The sequence below is a fragment of the Bacillus sp. FSL K6-0042 genome (assembly GCF_038006685.1).
GTDB lineage: Bacteria > Bacillota > Bacilli > Bacillales > Bacillaceae_G > Bacillus_A > Bacillus_A pseudomycoides.
In genome coordinates this window covers 4,829,566-4,848,871 of sequence record NZ_JBBOVS010000001.1, presented here as the reverse complement: position 1 = coordinate 4,848,871, position 19,306 = coordinate 4,829,566, and the positions used below count along the sequence as shown (strand labels likewise).

At 36.7% G+C, this 19,306-nt stretch carries 18 protein-coding genes; all 18 read right to left on the bottom strand.

Features of this window, described 5'->3' with window-relative positions; genetic code table 11:
- Positions 1-18: 18 nt before the first annotated feature.
- Complete coding sequence (cotE, locus tag MHH45_RS25000) at positions 19-561, bottom strand: outer spore coat protein CotE (protein ID WP_016115910.1); 543 nt, start codon at positions 559-561, stop codon at positions 19-21.
- Positions 562-690: 129 nt separating this feature from the next.
- A complete protein-coding gene (locus tag MHH45_RS24995) occupies positions 691-1,122 on the bottom strand; it encodes a RicAFT regulatory complex protein RicA family protein (RefSeq protein ID WP_016115911.1) in 432 nt (143 codons plus the stop codon).
- A gap of 3 nt (positions 1,123-1,125) precedes the next feature.
- Positions 1,126-2,655 (bottom strand): tRNA (N6-isopentenyl adenosine(37)-C2)-methylthiotransferase MiaB, encoded by a 1,530-nt coding sequence (miaB, locus tag MHH45_RS24990; protein WP_016115912.1) that lies wholly within the window; start codon positions 2,653-2,655, stop codon positions 1,126-1,128.
- Between the two features lie 447 nt (positions 2,656-3,102).
- Complete coding sequence (locus MHH45_RS24985) at positions 3,103-3,969, bottom strand: 2-oxoacid:ferredoxin oxidoreductase subunit beta (RefSeq protein ID WP_016115913.1); 867 nt, start codon at positions 3,967-3,969, stop codon at positions 3,103-3,105.
- Positions 3,956-5,713, bottom strand: coding sequence for a 2-oxoacid:acceptor oxidoreductase subunit alpha (locus MHH45_RS24980; RefSeq protein WP_088094301.1), 1,758 nt, complete (start codon positions 5,711-5,713; stop codon positions 3,956-3,958). The genes MHH45_RS24985 and MHH45_RS24980 overlap by 14 nt, the downstream gene beginning before the upstream one ends.
- Before the next feature lie 258 nt (positions 5,714-5,971).
- Positions 5,972-6,934, bottom strand: a complete 963-nt coding sequence (locus MHH45_RS24975) for a dipeptidase (RefSeq protein ID WP_016115915.1) — start codon at positions 6,932-6,934, stop codon at positions 5,972-5,974.
- A gap of 23 nt (positions 6,935-6,957) precedes the next feature.
- On the bottom strand, positions 6,958-7,218 hold the full coding sequence (spoVS, locus tag MHH45_RS24970; RefSeq protein ID WP_000404341.1) for a stage V sporulation protein SpoVS: 261 nt from the start codon (positions 7,216-7,218) through the stop codon (positions 6,958-6,960).
- Between the two features lie 149 nt (positions 7,219-7,367).
- Positions 7,368-8,162: a TIGR00282 family metallophosphoesterase gene (locus MHH45_RS24965; protein WP_003199419.1), complete on the bottom strand. Its 795-nt coding sequence runs from the start codon at positions 8,160-8,162 to the stop codon at positions 7,368-7,370.
- A 182-nt stretch (positions 8,163-8,344) separates the two neighbouring features.
- Entirely contained in the window at positions 8,345-9,913 is a 1,569-nt protein-coding gene (rny, locus tag MHH45_RS24960; RefSeq protein WP_016115916.1) for a ribonuclease Y, read from the bottom strand.
- Positions 9,914-10,344: 431 nt separating this feature from the next.
- Positions 10,345-11,370 carry a recombinase RecA gene (gene recA / locus MHH45_RS24955; protein WP_016115917.1) on the bottom strand — a complete coding sequence of 342 codons (1,026 nt, stop codon included), beginning with the start codon at positions 11,368-11,370 and terminating at the stop codon, positions 10,345-10,347.
- 142 nt (positions 11,371-11,512) lie between these two features.
- On the bottom strand, positions 11,513-12,751 hold the full coding sequence (locus MHH45_RS24950) for a competence/damage-inducible protein A (RefSeq protein ID WP_016115918.1): 1,239 nt from the start codon (positions 12,749-12,751) through the stop codon (positions 11,513-11,515).
- A gap of 20 nt (positions 12,752-12,771) precedes the next feature.
- Positions 12,772-13,350, bottom strand: coding sequence for a CDP-diacylglycerol--glycerol-3-phosphate 3-phosphatidyltransferase (gene pgsA / locus MHH45_RS24945; protein ID WP_016115919.1), 579 nt, complete (start codon positions 13,348-13,350; stop codon positions 12,772-12,774).
- A 64-nt stretch (positions 13,351-13,414) separates the two neighbouring features.
- Complete coding sequence (locus tag MHH45_RS24940; RefSeq protein ID WP_140386083.1) at positions 13,415-14,326, bottom strand: RodZ domain-containing protein; 912 nt, start codon at positions 14,324-14,326, stop codon at positions 13,415-13,417.
- A gap of 12 nt (positions 14,327-14,338) precedes the next feature.
- Complete coding sequence (locus MHH45_RS24935) at positions 14,339-15,124, bottom strand: DUF3388 domain-containing protein (RefSeq protein WP_016115921.1); 786 nt, start codon at positions 15,122-15,124, stop codon at positions 14,339-14,341.
- A 136-nt stretch (positions 15,125-15,260) separates the two neighbouring features.
- Complete coding sequence (locus MHH45_RS24930; protein ID WP_003199403.1) at positions 15,261-15,509, bottom strand: DUF3243 domain-containing protein; 249 nt, start codon at positions 15,507-15,509, stop codon at positions 15,261-15,263.
- A 79-nt stretch (positions 15,510-15,588) separates the two neighbouring features.
- On the bottom strand, positions 15,589-16,302 hold the full coding sequence (gene ymfI, locus MHH45_RS24925) for an elongation factor P 5-aminopentanone reductase (RefSeq protein ID WP_016115922.1): 714 nt from the start codon (positions 16,300-16,302) through the stop codon (positions 15,589-15,591).
- Positions 16,303-16,486: 184 nt separating this feature from the next.
- Positions 16,487-17,773, bottom strand: coding sequence for an EF-P 5-aminopentanol modification-associated protein YfmH (gene yfmH / locus MHH45_RS24920; protein WP_016115923.1), 1,287 nt, complete (start codon positions 17,771-17,773; stop codon positions 16,487-16,489).
- A complete protein-coding gene (yfmF, locus tag MHH45_RS24915) occupies positions 17,774-19,048 on the bottom strand; it encodes an EF-P 5-aminopentanol modification-associated protein YfmF (RefSeq protein WP_016133216.1) in 1,275 nt (424 codons plus the stop codon).
- Between the last annotated feature and the right edge of the window lie 258 nt (positions 19,049-19,306).

Below are 19,306 nucleotides of genomic sequence, written 5' to 3'. Positions count from 1 at the left end.
ATTCTCCCTAGCTTTCTATTATTCTTCTTCTGCATCTACAATAAAGTTTGGATCTAACTCTTCAAATTCATCATCATCTACTTCAAAGTTATCCTCATCCTCTGGACATCCATCTGGATTTACATTTACACAAATTTTTGTTTCACCGACAACTTCTGTTACAAATTCACGCTCTACCGTTACAACAATTTTGTTATCATTTGGTGAAACAATTGCTTCTAAACAATTTGGATGTTGAATAACGCGGGCAATAATTTCTAAATCTTCACCTGAAAAATTTTTGTCACGATATCCAATATTGATTTCATCCGTGTAACTAACACGTTCTGTTACAACTTCTGTTTTTGTGTTTTCATCAAATGAGTACCACGTATTCACATCGTAGTATCCTTCAATTTCTACAGCCTTCCCACTCTTTCTTGCTTCATATGTGTGATTAATTACCCAACATCCGAGAATACTTGTCGGCTCATGATTTGATTCACATGTATGCGTTGACTTTGTATACTTACGTCCTTTGCCCACTACTGCCTTTGTAATAATCTCTCTAAATTCGGACATTCGGAACCCTCCTCAATCAATATTCACTTAATCATATGCGTGACAATAGCGGAATGTGTCATTCTTTTTTTGACAAAAGACTATAGAGCAAAATAAAAACAAAAAAGAGATGTCCATAAGACATCTCCCTTAACAATCACAATTCCCTTTTTTACTCTCTACTTCAGCACCCGTTTCACCTTTCAACACATTGCCACCAGTCGAAATTAAAATTTCATCCGTTACGTTATTAGAAATGGTACTTGCTACAAGCTGCAGTAAATCATTTACATATGTTTGTGAAGATTTAAATTCCTGTACAACCGGAATGCTATCAAGTTTATCTTGCAGAGCATCTATTTCCGCTTCTACTTTTTTCAATGCTTCCCATTTTCCATAATGCTGTAAGTTTACGGCTTGTTTTTGCAGCGTTTTAATTTCATCAATTGCACGTTTTACATTTTCATTTTTATGAATTTGCGCTTCCGCACGTTTAAAGAAATCCACTTCTTCTGTTTCAGAAATCATTTTCGCTAATTCTTTCGCTTGCTCAACAATTTCATCTTTTGTATAAACTTTCATCTATTATTTCACCTCGATTGGCTCCTCAACCAATTCCCCGTTTAGAGACCAAGTTTTTGCTTCCGTTACTTTTACTTTTACAAGCTGACCGATTGCAGATTTTGGAGCTACGAAGTTTACAAGTTTATTGGTACGCGTATAGCCTGCAAGCACATCGGGATTATTCTTACTTTCTCCATCAACTAGTACTTCAACGATTTGGCCTTTATATCGTTTATTCTTTTCCATAGAATATTCATTAACCAATGCATTTAAACGTTGTAAACGCTCTTTTTTCACTTCCATCGGTACATTATCCTTCATTTTTGCAGCAGGTGTACCTTCACGTGGAGAATAAATAAATGTAAATGCACTATCAAACCCTACTTCGTGATATAACGACATCGTTTCTTCAAACTGCTCGTCTGTTTCATTTGGGAAACCAACGATAATATCAGTTGTTAATACTGCATTCGGAATCGCTTCTTTAATTTTACGTACAAGTTCTAAATAGTGTTCCCGTGAATATTTACGTGCCATAATTTTCAACATATCTGTACTTCCAGATTGCACCGGTAAGTGGATATGTTCAACTAAATTACCGCCTTTTCCAAGTACTTCAATTAAGTGGTCATCGAAATCACGTGGGTGGCTTGTCGTAAAGCGAACACGTGCTATATCAATCTTACGAAGTTCATCCATTAAATCGCCAAGACCATATTCTAAATCTTCAAAGTCTTTACCGTATGCGTTTACGTTCTGACCAAGCAACGTAATTTCTTTATATCCATTTGCCGCTAAATGACGAATTTCATTAATAATATCTTCTGGGCGGCGACTACGTTCTTTACCACGTGTATATGGTACTATGCAATATGTACAGAATTTGTCGCATCCATACATAATATTTACCCATGCTTTAATATCACCACGACGTACTTTCGGAAGGTTTTCAATTACATCCCCTTCTTTAGACCATACTTCAACAACTATCGCTTTTGAGAACATCGCATCTTTTAAAATGTACGGCAAACGATGAATATTATGTGTACCAAATACCATATCTACATGCTGGTTTTTTTGCATAATTTTATTTACAACAGATTCTTCTTGAGACATACAACCACACACACCAATTAAAAGATCTGGGTTTCTTTGTTTTAATGGTTTTAAATGACCAAGTTCACCAAATACTTTATTCTCAGCGTTTTCACGAATGGCACAAGTATTTAATAGAATCACATCTGCATCTTCTGTCGAAAATGTTGGTTCATATCCAAGTGCTGTAAAAATACCAGCCATTACTTCTGTATCATGTTCATTCATTTGACATCCATAAGTACGGATATAAAACTTTCTTCCGGCACCAAAGTTACGAAACTCTTCTGGCAAACCAAAATCACGTTCAATTTTAACTTCTTCTTTTCCGCGTTTTTTCGCATCTTTTAAAGAAGGCGGCTGATATACACTTTCAAAGTATTTACTGTAATCTTTTTCTCCTTTTTTCATAGAAGAATTGGCTTGTTGACTTGCTAATCGTTGTTGCTCGTTCATGGGTAATCTCCTTTCAACCTTAACTATACACACTCTGTAGTCCATTCTAATGACAATCAGACCCATCTTAAAGATTAGGATAGTTTGAGAGATAACTTGCCCCTTTGAAACTCGAGTAATCGATCTAACCATCCGTAAGAATGGAGTCTTCCCGACACCAATAGACATTCCCTTTTTTGTTGTTTTAACCTTGTCCTTTTAAATAACATGTTATTTTATTCCTATACACACTATCATAGTATAAAGTGTTTAGCCAAATTTAACAACAAAGAGACAGTATCATACCCACGTACTACAGCGCACAAACCAATTTTTTTGACAAGACGATACACTATCATTTTATCATTCTGAATTTTCCGAGTAAACAAAATGTATTAAAAAGTTAACTCCTTTTGTTTACTCACCATGTAAATAAAAAAGCTGCCATTAAGCAGCTTTTTATTATGATTACATGAATTCAGCAACAAGTTCATCAAACATTTTTTGATCCATTTGTAAATCAGCTTGCACTAAAGGTTTTTCGCTATATCCCTTTACAAGTTCTTGGTAAGAAGGCTGCTCTGTATTTTGATAAATTAAGCCTGTTACTAAACCTTTGTTTTCCATTAATGTTTGCATAGCAATCATACGATTAGATGGATCGTATCCTTCGATTGTGCTTAATTTTGTTAAATTTTCTTTAAACCAGTCATACGTATTTACTTTATTATAAGTTACACATGGGCTAAATACATTAATTAAAGAGAATCCTTTATGCTGAATACCAGCTTCGATAAGCTGCGTTAATTCTTTTAAGTCACTAGAGAAGCTTTGTGCCACAAAAGTTGCACCAGCTGTTAACGCCATTTCCATTACAGATAACGCTGGTTCAATTGAACCTTGCGGTGTACTTTTCGTTTTAAATCCCGCTTCACTACGTGGTGAAGTTTGACCTTTTGTTAAACCGTAAATTTGGTTATCCATAACGATGTACGTAATGTCAATGTTACGACGAATCGAATGAATTGTATGTCCCATACCGATTGCAAAGCCATCTCCGTCACCACCAGATGCGATAACTGTTAAATCACGGTTTGCCATTTTTACACCTTGTGCAATTGGAAGTGCACGCCCATGAATACTATGAACACCATATGAATTAATATAACCTGAAATACGACCTGAACAGCCAATTCCAGAAATAACAGCTAATTCATCTGGGTTTAAACCAACGTTAGCTGCTGCACGTTGAATCGCAGCTTGCACCGAGAAGTCTCCGCAACCTGGACACCAGTTTGGTTTTACACTGTTCCGAAAGTCCTTAAATGTTGCCATTTAATACAACCCCTTTTTTGCATTCGTTGTAAATTTCTTTTGGTAGGAATGGATTCCCGTCATATTTTAACAGACTAGAAATTTTCTCACCATTGCCAAGATTCATTTTCATAATGTTAGCAAGCTGACCAGTTGCGTTGTTTTCTACTACAACAACGCGCTTCGCACCCTTTACAAGTGGAAGAATTTCATCAGTTGGGAACGGATGAATTAAACGAACATGAGCATGATTTACTTTTAATCCTTCTTGCTCTAAACGCTCCATTGCTTCTTCAATTGCACCACGAGTAGAGTTAAAGCCAACTAACAATACATCAGCTTCATCATACTTAACATTTTTGTAAACAGGGGTATTAAACTTTAAATTCTCCATTTTACGGAAACGTTTGTCCATTTGTGCTTTACGATTCAGTGCTGATTCAGATGGTTTACCAGTTTCATCATGTTCTACACCTGTCACATGGTGAACACCATTTTTCATACCAGGTAAAACACGTGGTGAAACACCATCTTCTGTCACTTCATAACGTTTAAAGTAAGCTTTATTTTCACGATCTGGTAACTCTACCTGTAAATCAAGCTTACCGCGGCGAATTTCTACTCTGTCTAACTTCAATGGTTCTACTGTTTGCTTTCCTAAAGAAAGCTGTAAATCTGTTAAGAAAATAACAGGAACTTGATATTCTTCCGCTAGGTTAAATGCTTCTACGATATCATAGAACGCTTCTTCAACAGTACTTGGCGCCATTACGATTTTTGGAATTTCACCGTGTGTCCCGTAAATCATCGCCATTAAATCAGATTGCTCTTGCTTTGTTGGTAAACCAGTACTTGGACCACCACGCTGTGTATCAATGATTACAAGAGGTGTTTCTGTAATACCAGCTAAACCAATTGATTCCATCATTAAAGATAAACCAGGTCCTGCTGATGCTGTTAGGGTACGTACACCCGCATAGTTCGCACCAATTGCCATTGTACAAGCAGCAATTTCATCCTCTGTTTGGATGACTGTTCCGCCTACTTTTGGTAATTTTTTAATTAAGTATTCCATAATCTCAGAGGCAGGTGTAATTGGATATGCTGACATAAAGCGCGCTCCACCAGCTACTGCGCCAAATGCAATTGCATCGTTACCGATCATAAACATACGTTTTTGACCATCAGCTTTTTCAAGCTGCATCATATTCACTTTCTCACCAAGTAATTCTTTCATATATTGAGAGCCGCGTTTGATTGCTTCCATATTCTTTTTAACGACTTGCTCTCCCTTGCGACCGAAAATTTCTTCAACAACTTCTAAATACACAGTTTCATCTAACCCTAATACTGCACTAGATGCTCCAATGGCAACCATGTTTTTCATTAGTGATGTCCCTAATTCAGAGGCAATATCTGTAAACGGTATTGCATATATATTTACATCTGAACTTTCTGGTATAGTTGGATTAAATTTTGCATCTGCAACAACAATTCCACCTGGTCGTAGTTCGTGGAAGTTAAAATCAATTGTTTCTTGATCAAAAGCAATTAAAATATCTAAATCATCTGATATTGCGCGTACTTCAGTTGTACTTACGCGAATTTTATTATTTGTATGACCACCCTTAATTCGTGATGAAAAGTGGCGGTAACCGTATAGGTAATACCCTAAGCGGTTTAATGCAATACAGAAGATTTCTCCTGTACTTTCAATTCCTTCACCTTGTTGTCCTCCAACTTTCCATGAAAGTTGACTAATCATCTCCTACACCCCTTTTGGCTGCATTCATTGTAGTGTATTTTTTTACAGTAATAGTGTAGCACTTTTTATGCAAAGAAACTACAATGGACACAAATTATACCTCTTCAGACTTCCCTGAATGTTTTGCATAATCTTAATTCGTCTACAATTCTAGCCTTACACTGAAAAAAATGCAATAATTTGGCCTGAATTTCATTCGAATTTTTTAATTTTTCTAACTTTTTATTTTCAAATAAAAAAACATTAAACAATAAGCAACTAGAAAGAAATATGATTAATGAAATTATCATATAAAAAGCTTTGAACATTTGTTTCACTGTATCGCTTACTCAGTTCATTGATTACATATTCATAACGCCGATACGCTTCCACACCGACAACCATTTCTGTGATACCATCAAAATCCGAACCAAATCCTATATTGCGCTCTCCTCCAAGCGAACAAATGCGCTCCACATGCCGTAATATGTCATCCATATAAGCAGGCCTATGGTTGGTTAAAAACTCTGGAACGAACGTTACACCAATTACACCATCTTTTTGAATAAGTGCTTGTACTTGTTCATCTTTCAGATTACGCGGGTGCTGACAAAGCCCATAACAATTTGAATGTGATGCAATTGGATATTGAGCAATTTCCATCACGTCCCAAAAACCTTTTTCATTTAAGTGAGACACATCTGTCCATAAACGAAACGAATTCAGCTCTTCTACAACCTTCTTACCAAACGCAGTAAGTCCCGCTCCTCTTGTTTCCAGTGCTCCATCAGCTAATAAATTCGCATGATTCCACGTGAGTCCCATAGATCGGACTCCTAAACGATAGAGCGTGCGCAATTTCATCATTTCTTTTCCAATTGCTTCGCCGCCTTCTAATGTTAAAATCGCGCCAATTTCATTTGGTTCTAACTGCGTTATATCTTTTTTTGTCTGAATCAATTTCATGTTTGGTAACGATAAAACCTGCTTATAAAATATATCTATCATAGCTAACGTAGCTTCAAAACGTTGTTCATATGGTACGATTTCAGGTACATATATCGCAAAGCATTGTACGCTTCCTTTTCTTTGCTCCAATTGTTCAAATGTAATATGTAAAGACGGATCATTTTGAAAATTCTTCTTTCCTTTTGCACTCCATAGTTGCCATAGTACATCACAGTGCGCATCAAACACTTTCACTTTCATTTCCCCTTCCCCATAAAAACAACCTGTTTGCATAAAAGCAAACAGGTTGTTCAAACTTAACGAGGTTCTACAATTAATTTTATTGCTGTACGTTCTTCACCATCAATCATAATGTCTGTAAAAGCTGGGATACAAATCAAATCCAAACCACTAGGCGCTACAAACCCTCTTGCAATTGCTACTGCCTTCACAGCTTGATTTAATGCACCTGCGCCAATAGCTTGGATTTCTGCTGTTCCGCGTTCGCGAATAACTCCAGCAAGTGCACCGGCTACAGAGTTAGGGACCGAAGTTGCTTTAACTTTTAATATTTCCATTCCTCGTTTCCTCCTCGTTTCTTTAAAAAGTATTAGCGATTGATTTCACTTTAACTTATATTCACGAGGGGAGACATGTATTCCTGCTAAATTTCTGTAATTTTTCTAAAAAATTAAAATATAATGTTTTTTCTAACTTTTAAATAATCTTATTCGAAAAATGGTTGATCATCATTGATTAAAATACGCTCAATTTTTTTCGCTTTTCCTGTATTTGGATCCACATCAATTAATACTGCACTTAGTTGTGTTCTTCCATTTGTTACTTCAAAACGTACAGGTAAATTCGTTAAAAATTTCTTCAGTACAGCCTCACGATCCATACCTAAAATCCCATCATACGGACCAGTCATTCCAACATCTGTAATATAAGCTGTTCCGCTTGGTAAAATACGATTATCTGCTGTTGGAACATGCGTATGTGTCCCTACGACTGCCGTAGCACGTCCATCTACGTACCAACCAAGCGCCTGTTTTTCACTTGTTGTCTCAGCATGAAAATCAATAAAGATAATATTTGTACGTTTTTTGGCAATGTTAATTAATTCATCCACTTTTCGGAACGGGCAATCAATTGGCGGAAGGAACGTACGTCCTTGTAAATTAATTACCGCTACTTCGGTACCGTTACAATTTACAAAAATAAGTCCTTTTCCCGGTGTTCCCTCTGGGAAATTGGCTGGTCTTGCAAGATATTTTGCATCATCAATAAACTCAAACACTTCACGGTTATCCCAAGCATGATTCCCAAGCGTAACTGCTTGTGCACCACACTCTAAAAAGTTTCGGTAAATTTTCTCTGTAATACCACGACCACCTGCAGCATTTTCTCCATTAATAATTGTTACAGTAGGCGTATATTTTTTCTTTAACGCCGGTACGTATTGTTGAATCATACCTCTTCCAGGGGATCCTACTACATCTCCAACAAATAAAATTCTCATATGTCTTACCCTTTCTATGTACTACGTATTTTATTACTCACTTATAAGAAAAACAAACTGCTCATTAAAATTCTTCTTCCATTCTAGCCAACTAGAATGGAAATCGAATAAAGTGATTTGCAAACGATTTATTTTATATTGCCCAATCCCAACACAAAAAAATAAAGTGGCGTTTCACCACTTTATTTTGCGTATTCCACTGCACGTGTTTCACGAATAACTGTTACTTTAATATGTCCTGGATAATCCAATTCATTTTCAATACGTTTTCGAATATCACGCGCTAAACGATGGGCTTCTAAATCATCGATTGTATCCGGTTTTACCAAGATGCGAACTTCACGTCCTGCTTGAATTGCAAAAGATTTTTCTACTCCTTCATAGGATTCTGAAATCTCTTCTAACTTTTCAAGACGACGAATATAGTTTTCAAGCGTTTCACTACGAGCTCCTGGTCTTGCAGCTGATAACGCATCCGCTGCTGCAACTAAAACTGCAATGATAGAAGTTGGTTCTGTATCACCATGGTGAGATGCGATACTATTAATAACAACCGGATGCTCTTTATATTTCGTTGCGAGTTCAACACCAATTTCAACGTGACTACCTTCTACTTCATGGTCAATTGCTTTTCCGATATCATGCAATAGACCCGCACGTCTTGCTAATTTTTCGTCCTCGCCAAGCTCCGCTGCCATAAGTCCTGTTAAGTACGCTACTTCCATAGAGTGTTTCAACACATTTTGTCCATAACTTGTACGGTATTTCAAACGACCTAAGATTTTAATTAAATCTGGATGTAATCCGTGGACACCTACTTCAAATGTTGTTTGTTCCCCAACTTCGCGAATATACTCATCCACTTCACGTCTCGATTTTTCGACCATTTCCTCAATACGCGCTGGGTGAATACGTCCATCCTGTACGAGCTTATCAAGAGCGATACGAGCTGTTTCACGACGAATTGGATCGAACCCTGATAGGATTACCGCTTCTGGCGTATCATCAATAATAAGGTCAATACCTGTTAACGTTTCTAACGTACGAATATTACGACCTTCACGCCCGATAATACGTCCCTTCATTTCGTCATTTGGAAGATTTACAACCGAAACGGTTGTTTCAGCAACATGATCAGCTGCACATCTTTGCATTGCAAGAGATAAAATCTCTTTTGCTTTCTTATCTGCCTCTTCTTTCGCACGAACTTCACTTTCTTTTACCATAACGGCAATTTCATGAGAAATTTCACTTTCCACTTTCCCTAAAATGATTGCTTTCGCTTGTTCGCGTGTCAGATTGGAAATGCGCTCTAATTCCGTTTGCTGCTTTTGAACTAACTCTCCCACTTTGCTTTCCAACTCTTCAATCTGTTGTTGTCTCGCTACAAGAGATTCCTCTTTCTTTTCTAACATCTGCTCACGTTTATCGAGCGTCTCGTCTTTACGATCAAGGTTCTCTTCTTTTTGCATTAAACGATTTTCTTGTTTTTGTAATTCGCTTCTACGATCACGAATTTCTAATTCAGCTTCTGTACGAAGTGTATGAATTTCATCCTTTGCTTCTAAAAGCGCTTCCTTCTTAAGTGCCTCTGCTTCACGATTTGCATCTTCTAAAATGCGTCTCGCTTCGTTTGCTGCACCATTAATCTTCGCTTCTGCAATAGACTTTCGAACAAAAAAGCCAACAACTGCACCGACTGTTGCAAGCAAAATGGAGATGAGTATCCAAATTAATGTACTACTACTCATGATTTCACCTCCCCTTGCCATGAATGAAAAAAGACTGTCGGCATGTACATTAATTTGCAACGTACAGCAAAGACCGTCGCCCCGCTTTTTAAGGGACTTTCTTCATTTCACAATTAAAATGTCATATTATTATTTCGAAAAGGTATAGAACCTACTCCGAATGTTACTTCTCTTCTAGAGAAGAGTGTATCGTATATAAGAAAAAATATACATTCTCATTGTATCTATCGCAATTTTCATTGTCAAGCGTTGTCTACTTTTACTTTCTTTACCTTTGTCATATAAATCTCCTTTTAACGAAAAAAGTTTATATTCACCAACGATGACACCCCTTACCTAATCAGTTTTAACAAGGGAGAACGCCTGAATGAAAGGCCTTGCTACATATTATTGTGAAATAAAAAACAAAAGACACGAAATCGTGTCTTTTGTTAATCTACAATAGCGCCTTCTTCTAAGTTTCCAGAATCTTCACCAATACCATGATGTTCACGAATAAAGAATGCAATTTCATCTCTTAATTCTGGATTTTCTTTTAAGAATTGTTTTGCATTTTCGCGCCCTTGTCCTAAACGTTCTTCATTATAAGAGTACCAAGCACCACTTTTTTGAACGATATCAAGTTCAGAAGCCATATCTAAAATTTCGCCTTCTCTTGAAATCCCTTCTCCGTACATAATATCAACTTCAGCAACACGGAAAGGAGGTGCTACTTTATTTTTCACTACTTTTATTTTTGTTTTGTTACCAACAATATCATTACCTTGCTTTAATTGCTCAGCGCGACGCACTTCAAGACGAACTGTTGAATAGAATTTCAACGCACGACCACCTGGAGTTGTTTCTGGGTTCCCGAACATAACCCCAACTTTTTCACGAATTTGGTTAATAAAGATTGCAATTGTTTTCGATTTGTTAATCGCACCGGAAAGCTTACGAAGTGCTTGTGACATTAGACGTGCTTGTAAACCGACGTGAGAGTCACCCATTTCTCCTTCGATTTCCGCTTTTGGTACAAGAGCCGCTACAGAGTCAATTACGATAATATCAATTGCACCGCTTCGTACTAAAGCTTCTGCAATTTCTAGACCTTGTTCTCCTGTATCAGGCTGTGATAATAGTAACTCATCAATATTAACACCCAATTTTTGTGCATATACAGGATCCATCGCATGTTCTGCATCAATAAATGCTGCTTGTCCACCTTGACGTTGCACTTCTGCAATCGCATGTAAGGAAACCGTTGTTTTACCTGAGCTTTCAGGTCCATAAATTTCGATAACACGTCCGCGCGGGTAACCACCAACACCTAAAGCTACATCAAGTGCTAATGAACCACTTGGAATTGTAGAAATTCTACGTTCTGCCTGTTCTCCTAATTTCATAATGGAACCTTTACCAAATTGCTTCTCTATTTGTTTTAACGCCATATCTAATGCCGCTTGACGATCACTCATTCAAAATTCCTCCTTAACTGAATTGCTAATCTTATTATACCTATTTTCATATCAATTTGCCAACAAAAATCGAACGTTTATTCGTTTTTTTGTTTTCCATGGAAAAAGTTTCATTTTTCATCACAAAAAAACTAGAAGAAACTTACATCTCTTCTAGTTTTTTGTATAAATGATAAAATCCATATTTCACAGAGCGTTCTCGAATTTGCTGACGACTTCCACTTAATTTAAGAGGAAAAACAAACGTTGGTTCATTCTTTATCGCTAAACCTACAAAAACAGTACCAGGCTCTTTATTTTCCGAAGCACCCGGTCCTGCCACTCCAGTAAAGCTAATCCCAATATCTGCCTTCAATAGTGTCTTTACATTTTCAGCAAGATAACGGGCACATTGTTCGCTAACAGCACCGACTGTTTGTAAGATTTCTTCAGGCACTTGTAAAACATGTTGTTTCACATCGTTATGATAGCAAATCACGCCGCCTTTAAAAACAGAAGATACGCCGGCATTTTCTGTTACTTGATTTCCAAACAGACCGCCTGTTAAACTTTCTGCACACGCTAAAGTTAAAGCCTTTTTATTCAATAAATCAATCGCTTTATTATGAAGAAAATCTTGATTATATCCGTAGAAAAACTCCCCTACTCGTTCTAAAATCAAATCTTCTACATGTTGAATTAACACTTCCGCATGCTTTACATCATGGTGTTTAGCGGTCAAACGAAGCGTTACTTCTCCATCTGAAGCTAGCGGAGCAATTGTTGGATTCGTTTGCCCATCAATTAAGTCTTGAACTTTCACTTCCAGTTGGGATTCTCCAATGCCGAAAAAACGAAGAACACGGGAATATATATGCTCTTCAGTTGTAAAGTTACGTAAAAACGGCTCTACGTAGCTTGTATACATCGGTTTCATTTCTTTTGGCGGGCCCGGTAATAAAATATAAACCTTCTGGTTCTTAGCCAGCCCCATACCCGGTGCCATACCATGATCATTTGCAAATACAGTCGATCCTTTCAAAACAAGTGCTTGTTTCTTATTATTTTCTGTGAATTCGCGTCCTGTACGTCTAAAATACTCGCCAATTGACGTTAAAGCCACTTCATCATAAACAAGTTCTTCTTGTAAGGTTGAAGCAATTGTTTCTTTCGTTAAATCATCTTTTGTTGGTCCCAATCCACCGGTAAAAATGAGTATATCTGCACGTTTCTCAGCAATTTGAATTGCTTCTTGTAAACGGTGATTATTATCACCCACAACCGTATGATAATACACATTCATTCCGATGGAAGCTAACTTTTCAGATAAAAACTTCGCATTTGTATTTGTAATTTGCCCGAGTAACAATTCTGTTCCAACCGCAATAATTTCGGCATTCATTCCGATTCCCCCATAAGCTGTTATTTTGAATTTACAAAAGCAGCTCTATTTTTCCAGAAATAGTCCAAGCCAGAAATAACCGTAAAGATAAGTGCAATCCATATGGAAATATCCGCAACCCGAATATGGATTAAATTTAACGGTACATCATGTAATAAATATGCTGAAATCGCAATAATTTGTGTCCATGTTTTAATTTTCCCTAACATATTCGCCGCAACAACCTCACCAGTTCCAGCCAATATAAGACGTAATCCTGTTACAGCAAACTCACGGCTAATGATTACAATAACAATCCAAGATGGAACATATTGCATTTCTACTAATGTAATAAGCGCTGCTGAAACAAGTAACTTATCAGCTAATGGATCAAGAAACTTACCTAGATTCGTCACGAGATTATACTTTCTTGCATAATGTCCATCAATCCAATCTGTAGCTGAAGCAACAATGAAAACTATCGCTCCTACTAAATGTTGAATTGGTAAATCTACATTTCCAACTGTATATGTTCCCCAGTTAAAAGGAGCTAACATAATTACTAAAAAAATTGGAATTAAGCAGATTCGAGATATTGTAATTTTATTTGGTAAATTCACAGCTATTCCTCCATCATGTCAAAAACATTTGTTCATTGGAAAAAAGTCATCGAAGCGATGACTGTTATTGTGCAGGTTGTCCTACCCCTAGATTTTTAATCACTAATCTTTGGTGATATTCCTTTTCTGGATCTAGTGGGAAAGCAACAACTTGGCCATTCAGTTTAATTTCAACATTCGGTGTACTTCCAATGTTGAGAAGTACTTCTTTTGCTGTTGTTAAATCATGTTTTTCTGTTTGACCTTCTTGAAGTGTACCATTAAAAACGACATTTCCACCTTCATTTTTAATGTCTACATAACTTGCACCCTTCGCTGTAATTTCTAACTCCAGTGCTTTATTATTATGAATTTCCAAAGTAGATACCTTACCACTTGTTCCAACAAGCTTCACTTCTTCTTGTCCAGCAGGCGGCTGTTGTGCTGGTGGTTCTTCTTTCTTTGGCTCTTCTTTTTTAGGTTCTTCTGCTTTTACTTCATCTTTCTTTTCATCAAGCGGCGAATCTTTCGCCTTTTGTACTTCTATTTGTTCGCTTTTCGTTTGTTTTACTTGTCCTTCATCTTTTCCAATTAACCATTGGAAAACAAACCACACAGCTACCCCTACTGCAATTACCAATAATGCAATCAATATTTTAGACATATGATCTGCTATTGGAAGCGATGCTGCTTTTTGCATAGTTTCTTGTGTTTTTTGACCTTTTGATATTTGCGGTACATCATGAGATTCAGATTGTGGTACTACGCTTTGATACTCTACAATCAACTCTTCTCCGTTCAGACCAACCGCGTCCGCATATTGTTTAATAAATGCACGTGCATAAAATGCACCAGGCAATATACTATAATCGCCCTCTTCAATTGTTACTAAATACCGTTTTTGAATTTTCGTTACCTCATGTAGCTGATCAATAGACAAGCCTTTCGCTTCTCTTGCATCCTTCAGCTTTTGTCCTAATTCCGTCACTACTAACACCTCAATATTTCTTTAAAAGTCAAACATAGAGAAATTGTTTTGCGCTCCTTGCTCAATTTCATCTACTAAATTATATTGAATTTCTTCATCATAATCGTTACGCAATTCAATAATATAATCAAAATCATCAAGTGTATATTCTGATTGACTCACAAATACATCTGGATGTTCGACAACTTTAGTTGCGGGTAACCTCATAATTTCACGAACGAGTTGCCAATGCCTTTCATTCGCACGCTTTGTTGAAACAATGCCATCTAATATAAAAATATTATCGTCACTATACTCATCTTCAATCAGTTGACTGCGTACAGTTTGTTTAATAAGAGTAGACGAAACAAATAGCCAACGCTTATTTGCACAAACACTTGCAGCAACGATAGATTCCGTTTTTCCAACGCGAGGCATTCCTCTTATTCCGATGAGTTTATGCCCTTCTTTTTTCATTAGTTCCGCCATAAAATCAACGAGTAAACCCAATTCATCACGAACAAAACGAAATGTTTTCTTATCATCTGCGTCTCGCTGTATGTACCTACCGTGCCTAACTGCCAACCTATCTCTGAGCTTTGGTGGACGATATTTCGTTACCGTTATATTATCCATCGTATTCAAAATTGATTCAAGTCTAGAGATTTGCTCTTGGCTATCACACATAAGCAACAACCCGCGCCGAGCGTTGTCTACACCATTAATTGTGACAATATTAATACCAAGCATACCGATTAACGAAGAAACGTCACCAAGCAAGCCAGGTCGGTTTTTATGTATTTCATATTCAAAATACCATTCAATCATCAAATGTCACTCCCCCTGCTTACTTTACACCTACGTACTATATTATATGATTTTACGTTAATAGGGAAGATAAATGTATAATGAATCACGGTATTTTCAATACCTAAAAAAAAGAGAGGATTTTCTCCTCTCTTTTTTACTTATGTTGTACAAATTTTACCATTAAGTTAGCTATCATGTGTTGTTCTTGTTCATCAGCCACTTTCCAAAGCTCGGCTAATAATTTTTCTTGATCATTTCGCGCCTCTACCTCATTTGCCAAATAATCGCCTACACGGAATGCCATATCTGAAACTGCACCACCATCAAGCCCTTTTCCTTGCGCCTGTTCTAAACGTTCTCCTAAAAAGCTTTTCCACTGGTCAAAATTTTCTAATACTGACATGTTTAAGCACCTCACTATTAAGTAATACAATCATACTTAATTTGTACAATTTCTTACTTTTTATGTACATATTTTTATTTTAACAATGCCAGCCACCGTTTACTCCAATAATTTGCCCTGTTATATAGGAAGCGCCTGGTGATACAAGGAAAGAAACAGTTTTGGCGACTTCCTTTGGAAATCCAATCCTTCCAGCTGGAATCTCTTCTGCGATCTCTTTCTTGTCCTCTTCTGAAAACACACTTAACATTTCCGTCTCTATGGCTCCTGGTGCCACTCCATTTACACGTATACCACTTAGCGCAACCTCTTTTGCGAGCGCCTTTACATAAGAGTTTTGTGCACCTTTTACCATAGAATACAGCACCTCACAAGACGCTCCTACTTGTCCCCATATAGATGAAATAACAACGATATTTCCACTTCGCAGGCGAATCATCGATGGAAGCGCAAGTGAAAGAAGGTTATAAACACTCTTCACCTGCAATTCCACCATCTCATTCAATTGCTCATTTGTCACATCTGTCGCCAAACCAAATATACTTTTTCCAGCTGCATACACAATAACATCAATCGGATAATGAATTTGCGCCCAGAGCTTTTGCACGCCATCTACCGCTGCTAAATTCGCTTGAACTGGAATGATTGCACCAAGTTGCTGTTCTAATTTTTTTATTTTCTCTTCACTTTTGTTGTAATGGACATACACCGTATAACCATCTTCAACTAATTGTTTCGAAATTGCAGAGCCAATTCCTCCGCTTCCTCCAGTCACTAATGCAAACTTTGTCATATGTATCCTCTCTTATCTTTCCTCTACAGAGAAACTCTTTCAAATCACTAATCTTATCATGTATTCACAAACAAATAATACCCCCACCTTACAATTCAGCAATAGCCAAAAGGTTAGGTGGGGGATAAACTGTCCGTAAAGTTCTAAATCGTAAGGCTTAAGCCCCACTTATTCATGTTTCATTTTATTTCTTCGGCAAGACTTGGCAAATACTCATTCTTTCTTCGGATAAAAATACTTTGGCTGCTTCTTGTAAATCTTGAACAGTTAAGCCCTCTAAAACGGACAGAGCATCAAACAAACTAGATTCATTAAACGCATACCTTGTGAATTGATTTGCAATATATTCAGGTGAGTTAAGCGATCGTAAAAAGCCGCCAATTTTCTTTTTCTTTACACGCTCTAACGCATTCTCATCTAATTCATTATAATTAGTCTGTAGTAAAACACCTTTTAAACGTTCAGCTAGCTCATCAGGTTGCTTCGTATCACCACCAACCATCGCAAAACCAAAGTTACTTTCTTCTGTATAATCATAAGAGAATGAGTCATCAATAAGTCCTTCATTATATAAAGACTCATAATGAACTGATCCTTTCCCAAATAAATAATCTAAAAGTAATGTAAGCGCGATCTCTTGTTTTAAAAGCTCTTGCCCTTTTTCTTTAAGCCCAGTCGCCTTTATGCCTATTAAACATTTCGGTGTTTGAACAGGCATAGAAATAATTTTTTTCTTTTCATTTACTGATTCTGGTTCATCTTCAAACGAACGTACGATTTCTGGTTGATTTTTATAATCTTTTTTCGCCTGATTTTCACGTACTAAGTTCATTGTTTTTTCTGGGTCAATTGCTCCTACAACAAATAACAACATATTGCTAGGATGATAAAATGTCTCGTAGCACTCATACAATAAGTCTTTTGTAATTTTACTAATGGACTCAATTGTTCCTGCAATATCAATTTTAATTGGGTGTTTGACAAATAAACTATCGATTAAGCCAAAATACAAACGCCAATCCGGGTTATCTTGATACATTTGAATCTCTTGACCAATAATTCCCTTTTCCTTTTCAACTGTTTTTTCAGAGAAATAAGGTTCCTGAACAAAATTTAATAATGTATTTAAATTTTGTTCTACATTTGATGTACATGAAAACAAGTACGCTGTTCTCGTAAATGATGTAAACGCATTCGCAGAAGCACCTTGTTTACTAAACAACTGAAACGCATCATGATCTTCTTTTTCAAACAATTTGTGCTCAAGAAAATGAGCAATCCCATCTGGCACTCGAACCATTTCTTCTTTTCCAAGTGGAACAAACGTGTTATCAATGGAACCATATTTTGTTGTAAACGTCGCAAAAGTTTTATTAAATCCTTGCTTCGGCAATATATATACATCTAACCCATTTGGAAGCTTTTCATAATAAAGTGTTTCTTTTAATTGTTCATAAGAAATTTTCTCCATCTATTCTCCCTCCGTTCCGTGTAAAAAGTAAATCGTATCTAGCTCAATATTATTGGCAACCTTTACAATTTTCTCTTTTGTAACACGCTCAATTCCAGTTAACCATTCCTCTACTGGACGGGTACGTTCTGCAATGACGCCATGATAAAGCATTTCTACGAAACCACGCGGTGTATCAATTGCCTCTAAAATTTGGTTTTGAATTACACTCTTTGTTTGATGAATTTCTTCTTCTGAAAAGTCACCGTTTTGCATTGCTTTCATTTGCTCTTTAATAATCTCGACTGCTTTTTCATAATTTTTCGCTTCAATTCCCGACATAACAAAGAGAAGACCTTTATGGCTTTCAAAACGCGACGCTGCATAATAGGCTAAACTGTTTTTTTCACGTACATTCACAAATAATTTCGAATGTGAGAATCCACCAAATAACCCGTTAAACAGCTGTAGCGCAAAATAATCCTCATCACGGTACGTAATATATGTGCGATATCCGATATTTAATTTACTTTGCTTTAATTCTTGTTTTTCAACAATTTCTTGTTCTTCATTATTTCGCTTATGAAGAATGACATTTTTGTCTTTTGCTGTACGAGGCGCGATTGAAAAGTATTTACCTACTAAGTCAACCGCATCTTCATCTATGTCACCAATGATATATAGATCCATTTCATCTTCCGCTAACACATTTTGATAATAGCGGTATAAAGTTTCATTTGTAATGGAGGCAACGCGCTCTTTTTGACCATTTGCACTTAAACGATATGGTTCTACTTTACACATTTCTTCTATTAATCGTTCATTCGCATAGCGCATTTTATCATCATATGTAGCTTCAATTCGTTGCACGAGCGCTCTTTTTTCACTTTCTACAATTGATGATAAAAAACCGCTCCCTTCCGTTGCTGGGTGTAATACAATATCAGACAGCATAGACAGTGCTTTTTCAAACAACGGCGGTGCATCTTGTAAATATGTTTCGTTGGCAATATCCACATAAATAGAGATGATATGATCTTCCCCTTTTTTACTTACATCTACCGCCAGAGAAGAACCGTACAACTCCTCTAAATATTGGCGAAGACGAATTACAGATGGTAGTTTTTCTGTTGCACTTTGCAATACATATGGTAATAAAGCACGCTCTGTCACCGTTTCTTCATTTAAAGGTGCTTTAAAGCGAAATACAAATGTATTTGTTTTATATTTATCTGTCGGAATCATATGTACACGTAAACCACCTAGTTCATGCATTTGCTGTTCCATCAGTTTCATTTTATAGCCCTCCTTTACGTATGTAGGAATATTCCTCTTCAATATACAGTTTTTAGAAAAGAAAAATCAACTTTTCTCCCTTATCATCTTTATTTCCTTTTCCTTCTAATCATTTCTTCATTAAAAAGCAGAAAATACATTTCTGTATTAAGCATATTCTATGTAAAAAAGCCCGCACTAATGTGTAGGCCACTGAAAAAGTCCACTTCATAAGAAAAAGGAGTTCATCACCTACTATATACAGGTAATGGACTCCTT

Bases quoted from the DNA above. Each gene is read 5' to 3' on its own strand.
- cotE (WP_016115910.1), bottom strand. From the start codon at position 561: ATGTCCGAATTTAGAGAGATTATTACAAAGGCAGTAGTGGGCAAAGGA.
- MHH45_RS24995 (WP_016115911.1), bottom strand. From the start codon at position 1,122: ATGAAAGTTTATACAAAAGATGAAATTGTTGAGCAAGCGAAAGAATTA.
- miaB (WP_016115912.1), bottom strand. From the start codon at position 2,655: ATGAACGAGCAACAACGATTAGCAAGTCAACAAGCCAATTCTTCTATG.
- MHH45_RS24985 (WP_016115913.1), bottom strand. From the start codon at position 3,969: ATGGCAACATTTAAGGACTTTCGGAACAGTGTAAAACCAAACTGGTGT.
- MHH45_RS24980 (WP_088094301.1), bottom strand. From the start codon at position 5,713: ATGATTAGTCAACTTTCATGGAAAGTTGGAGGACAACAAGGTGAAGGA.
- MHH45_RS24975 (WP_016115915.1), bottom strand. From the start codon at position 6,934: ATGCAAACAGGTTGTTTTTATGGGGAAGGGGAAATGAAAGTGAAAGTG.
- spoVS (WP_000404341.1), bottom strand. From the start codon at position 7,218: ATGGAAATATTAAAAGTTAAAGCAACTTCGGTCCCTAACTCTGTAGCC.
- MHH45_RS24965 (WP_003199419.1), bottom strand. From the start codon at position 8,162: ATGAGAATTTTATTTGTTGGAGATGTAGTAGGATCCCCTGGAAGAGGT.
- rny (WP_016115916.1), bottom strand. From the start codon at position 9,913: ATGAGTAGTAGTACATTAATTTGGATACTCATCTCCATTTTGCTTGCA.
- recA (WP_016115917.1), bottom strand. From the start codon at position 11,370: ATGAGTGATCGTCAAGCGGCATTAGATATGGCGTTAAAACAAATAGAG.
- MHH45_RS24950 (WP_016115918.1), bottom strand. From the start codon at position 12,751: ATGAATGCCGAAATTATTGCGGTTGGAACAGAATTGTTACTCGGGCAA.
- MHH45_RS24935 (WP_016115921.1), bottom strand. From the start codon at position 15,124: ATGATTGAATGGTATTTTGAATATGAAATACATAAAAACCGACCTGGC.
- MHH45_RS24930 (WP_003199403.1), bottom strand. From the start codon at position 15,509: ATGTCAGTATTAGAAAATTTTGACCAGTGGAAAAGCTTTTTAGGAGAA.
- ymfI (WP_016115922.1), bottom strand. From the start codon at position 16,302: ATGACAAAGTTTGCATTAGTGACTGGAGGAAGCGGAGGAATTGGCTCT.
- yfmH (WP_016115923.1), bottom strand. From the start codon at position 17,773: ATGGAGAAAATTTCTTATGAACAATTAAAAGAAACACTTTATTATGAA.
- yfmF (WP_016133216.1), bottom strand. From the start codon at position 19,048: ATGAAACTGATGGAACAGCAAATGCATGAACTAGGTGGTTTACGTGTA.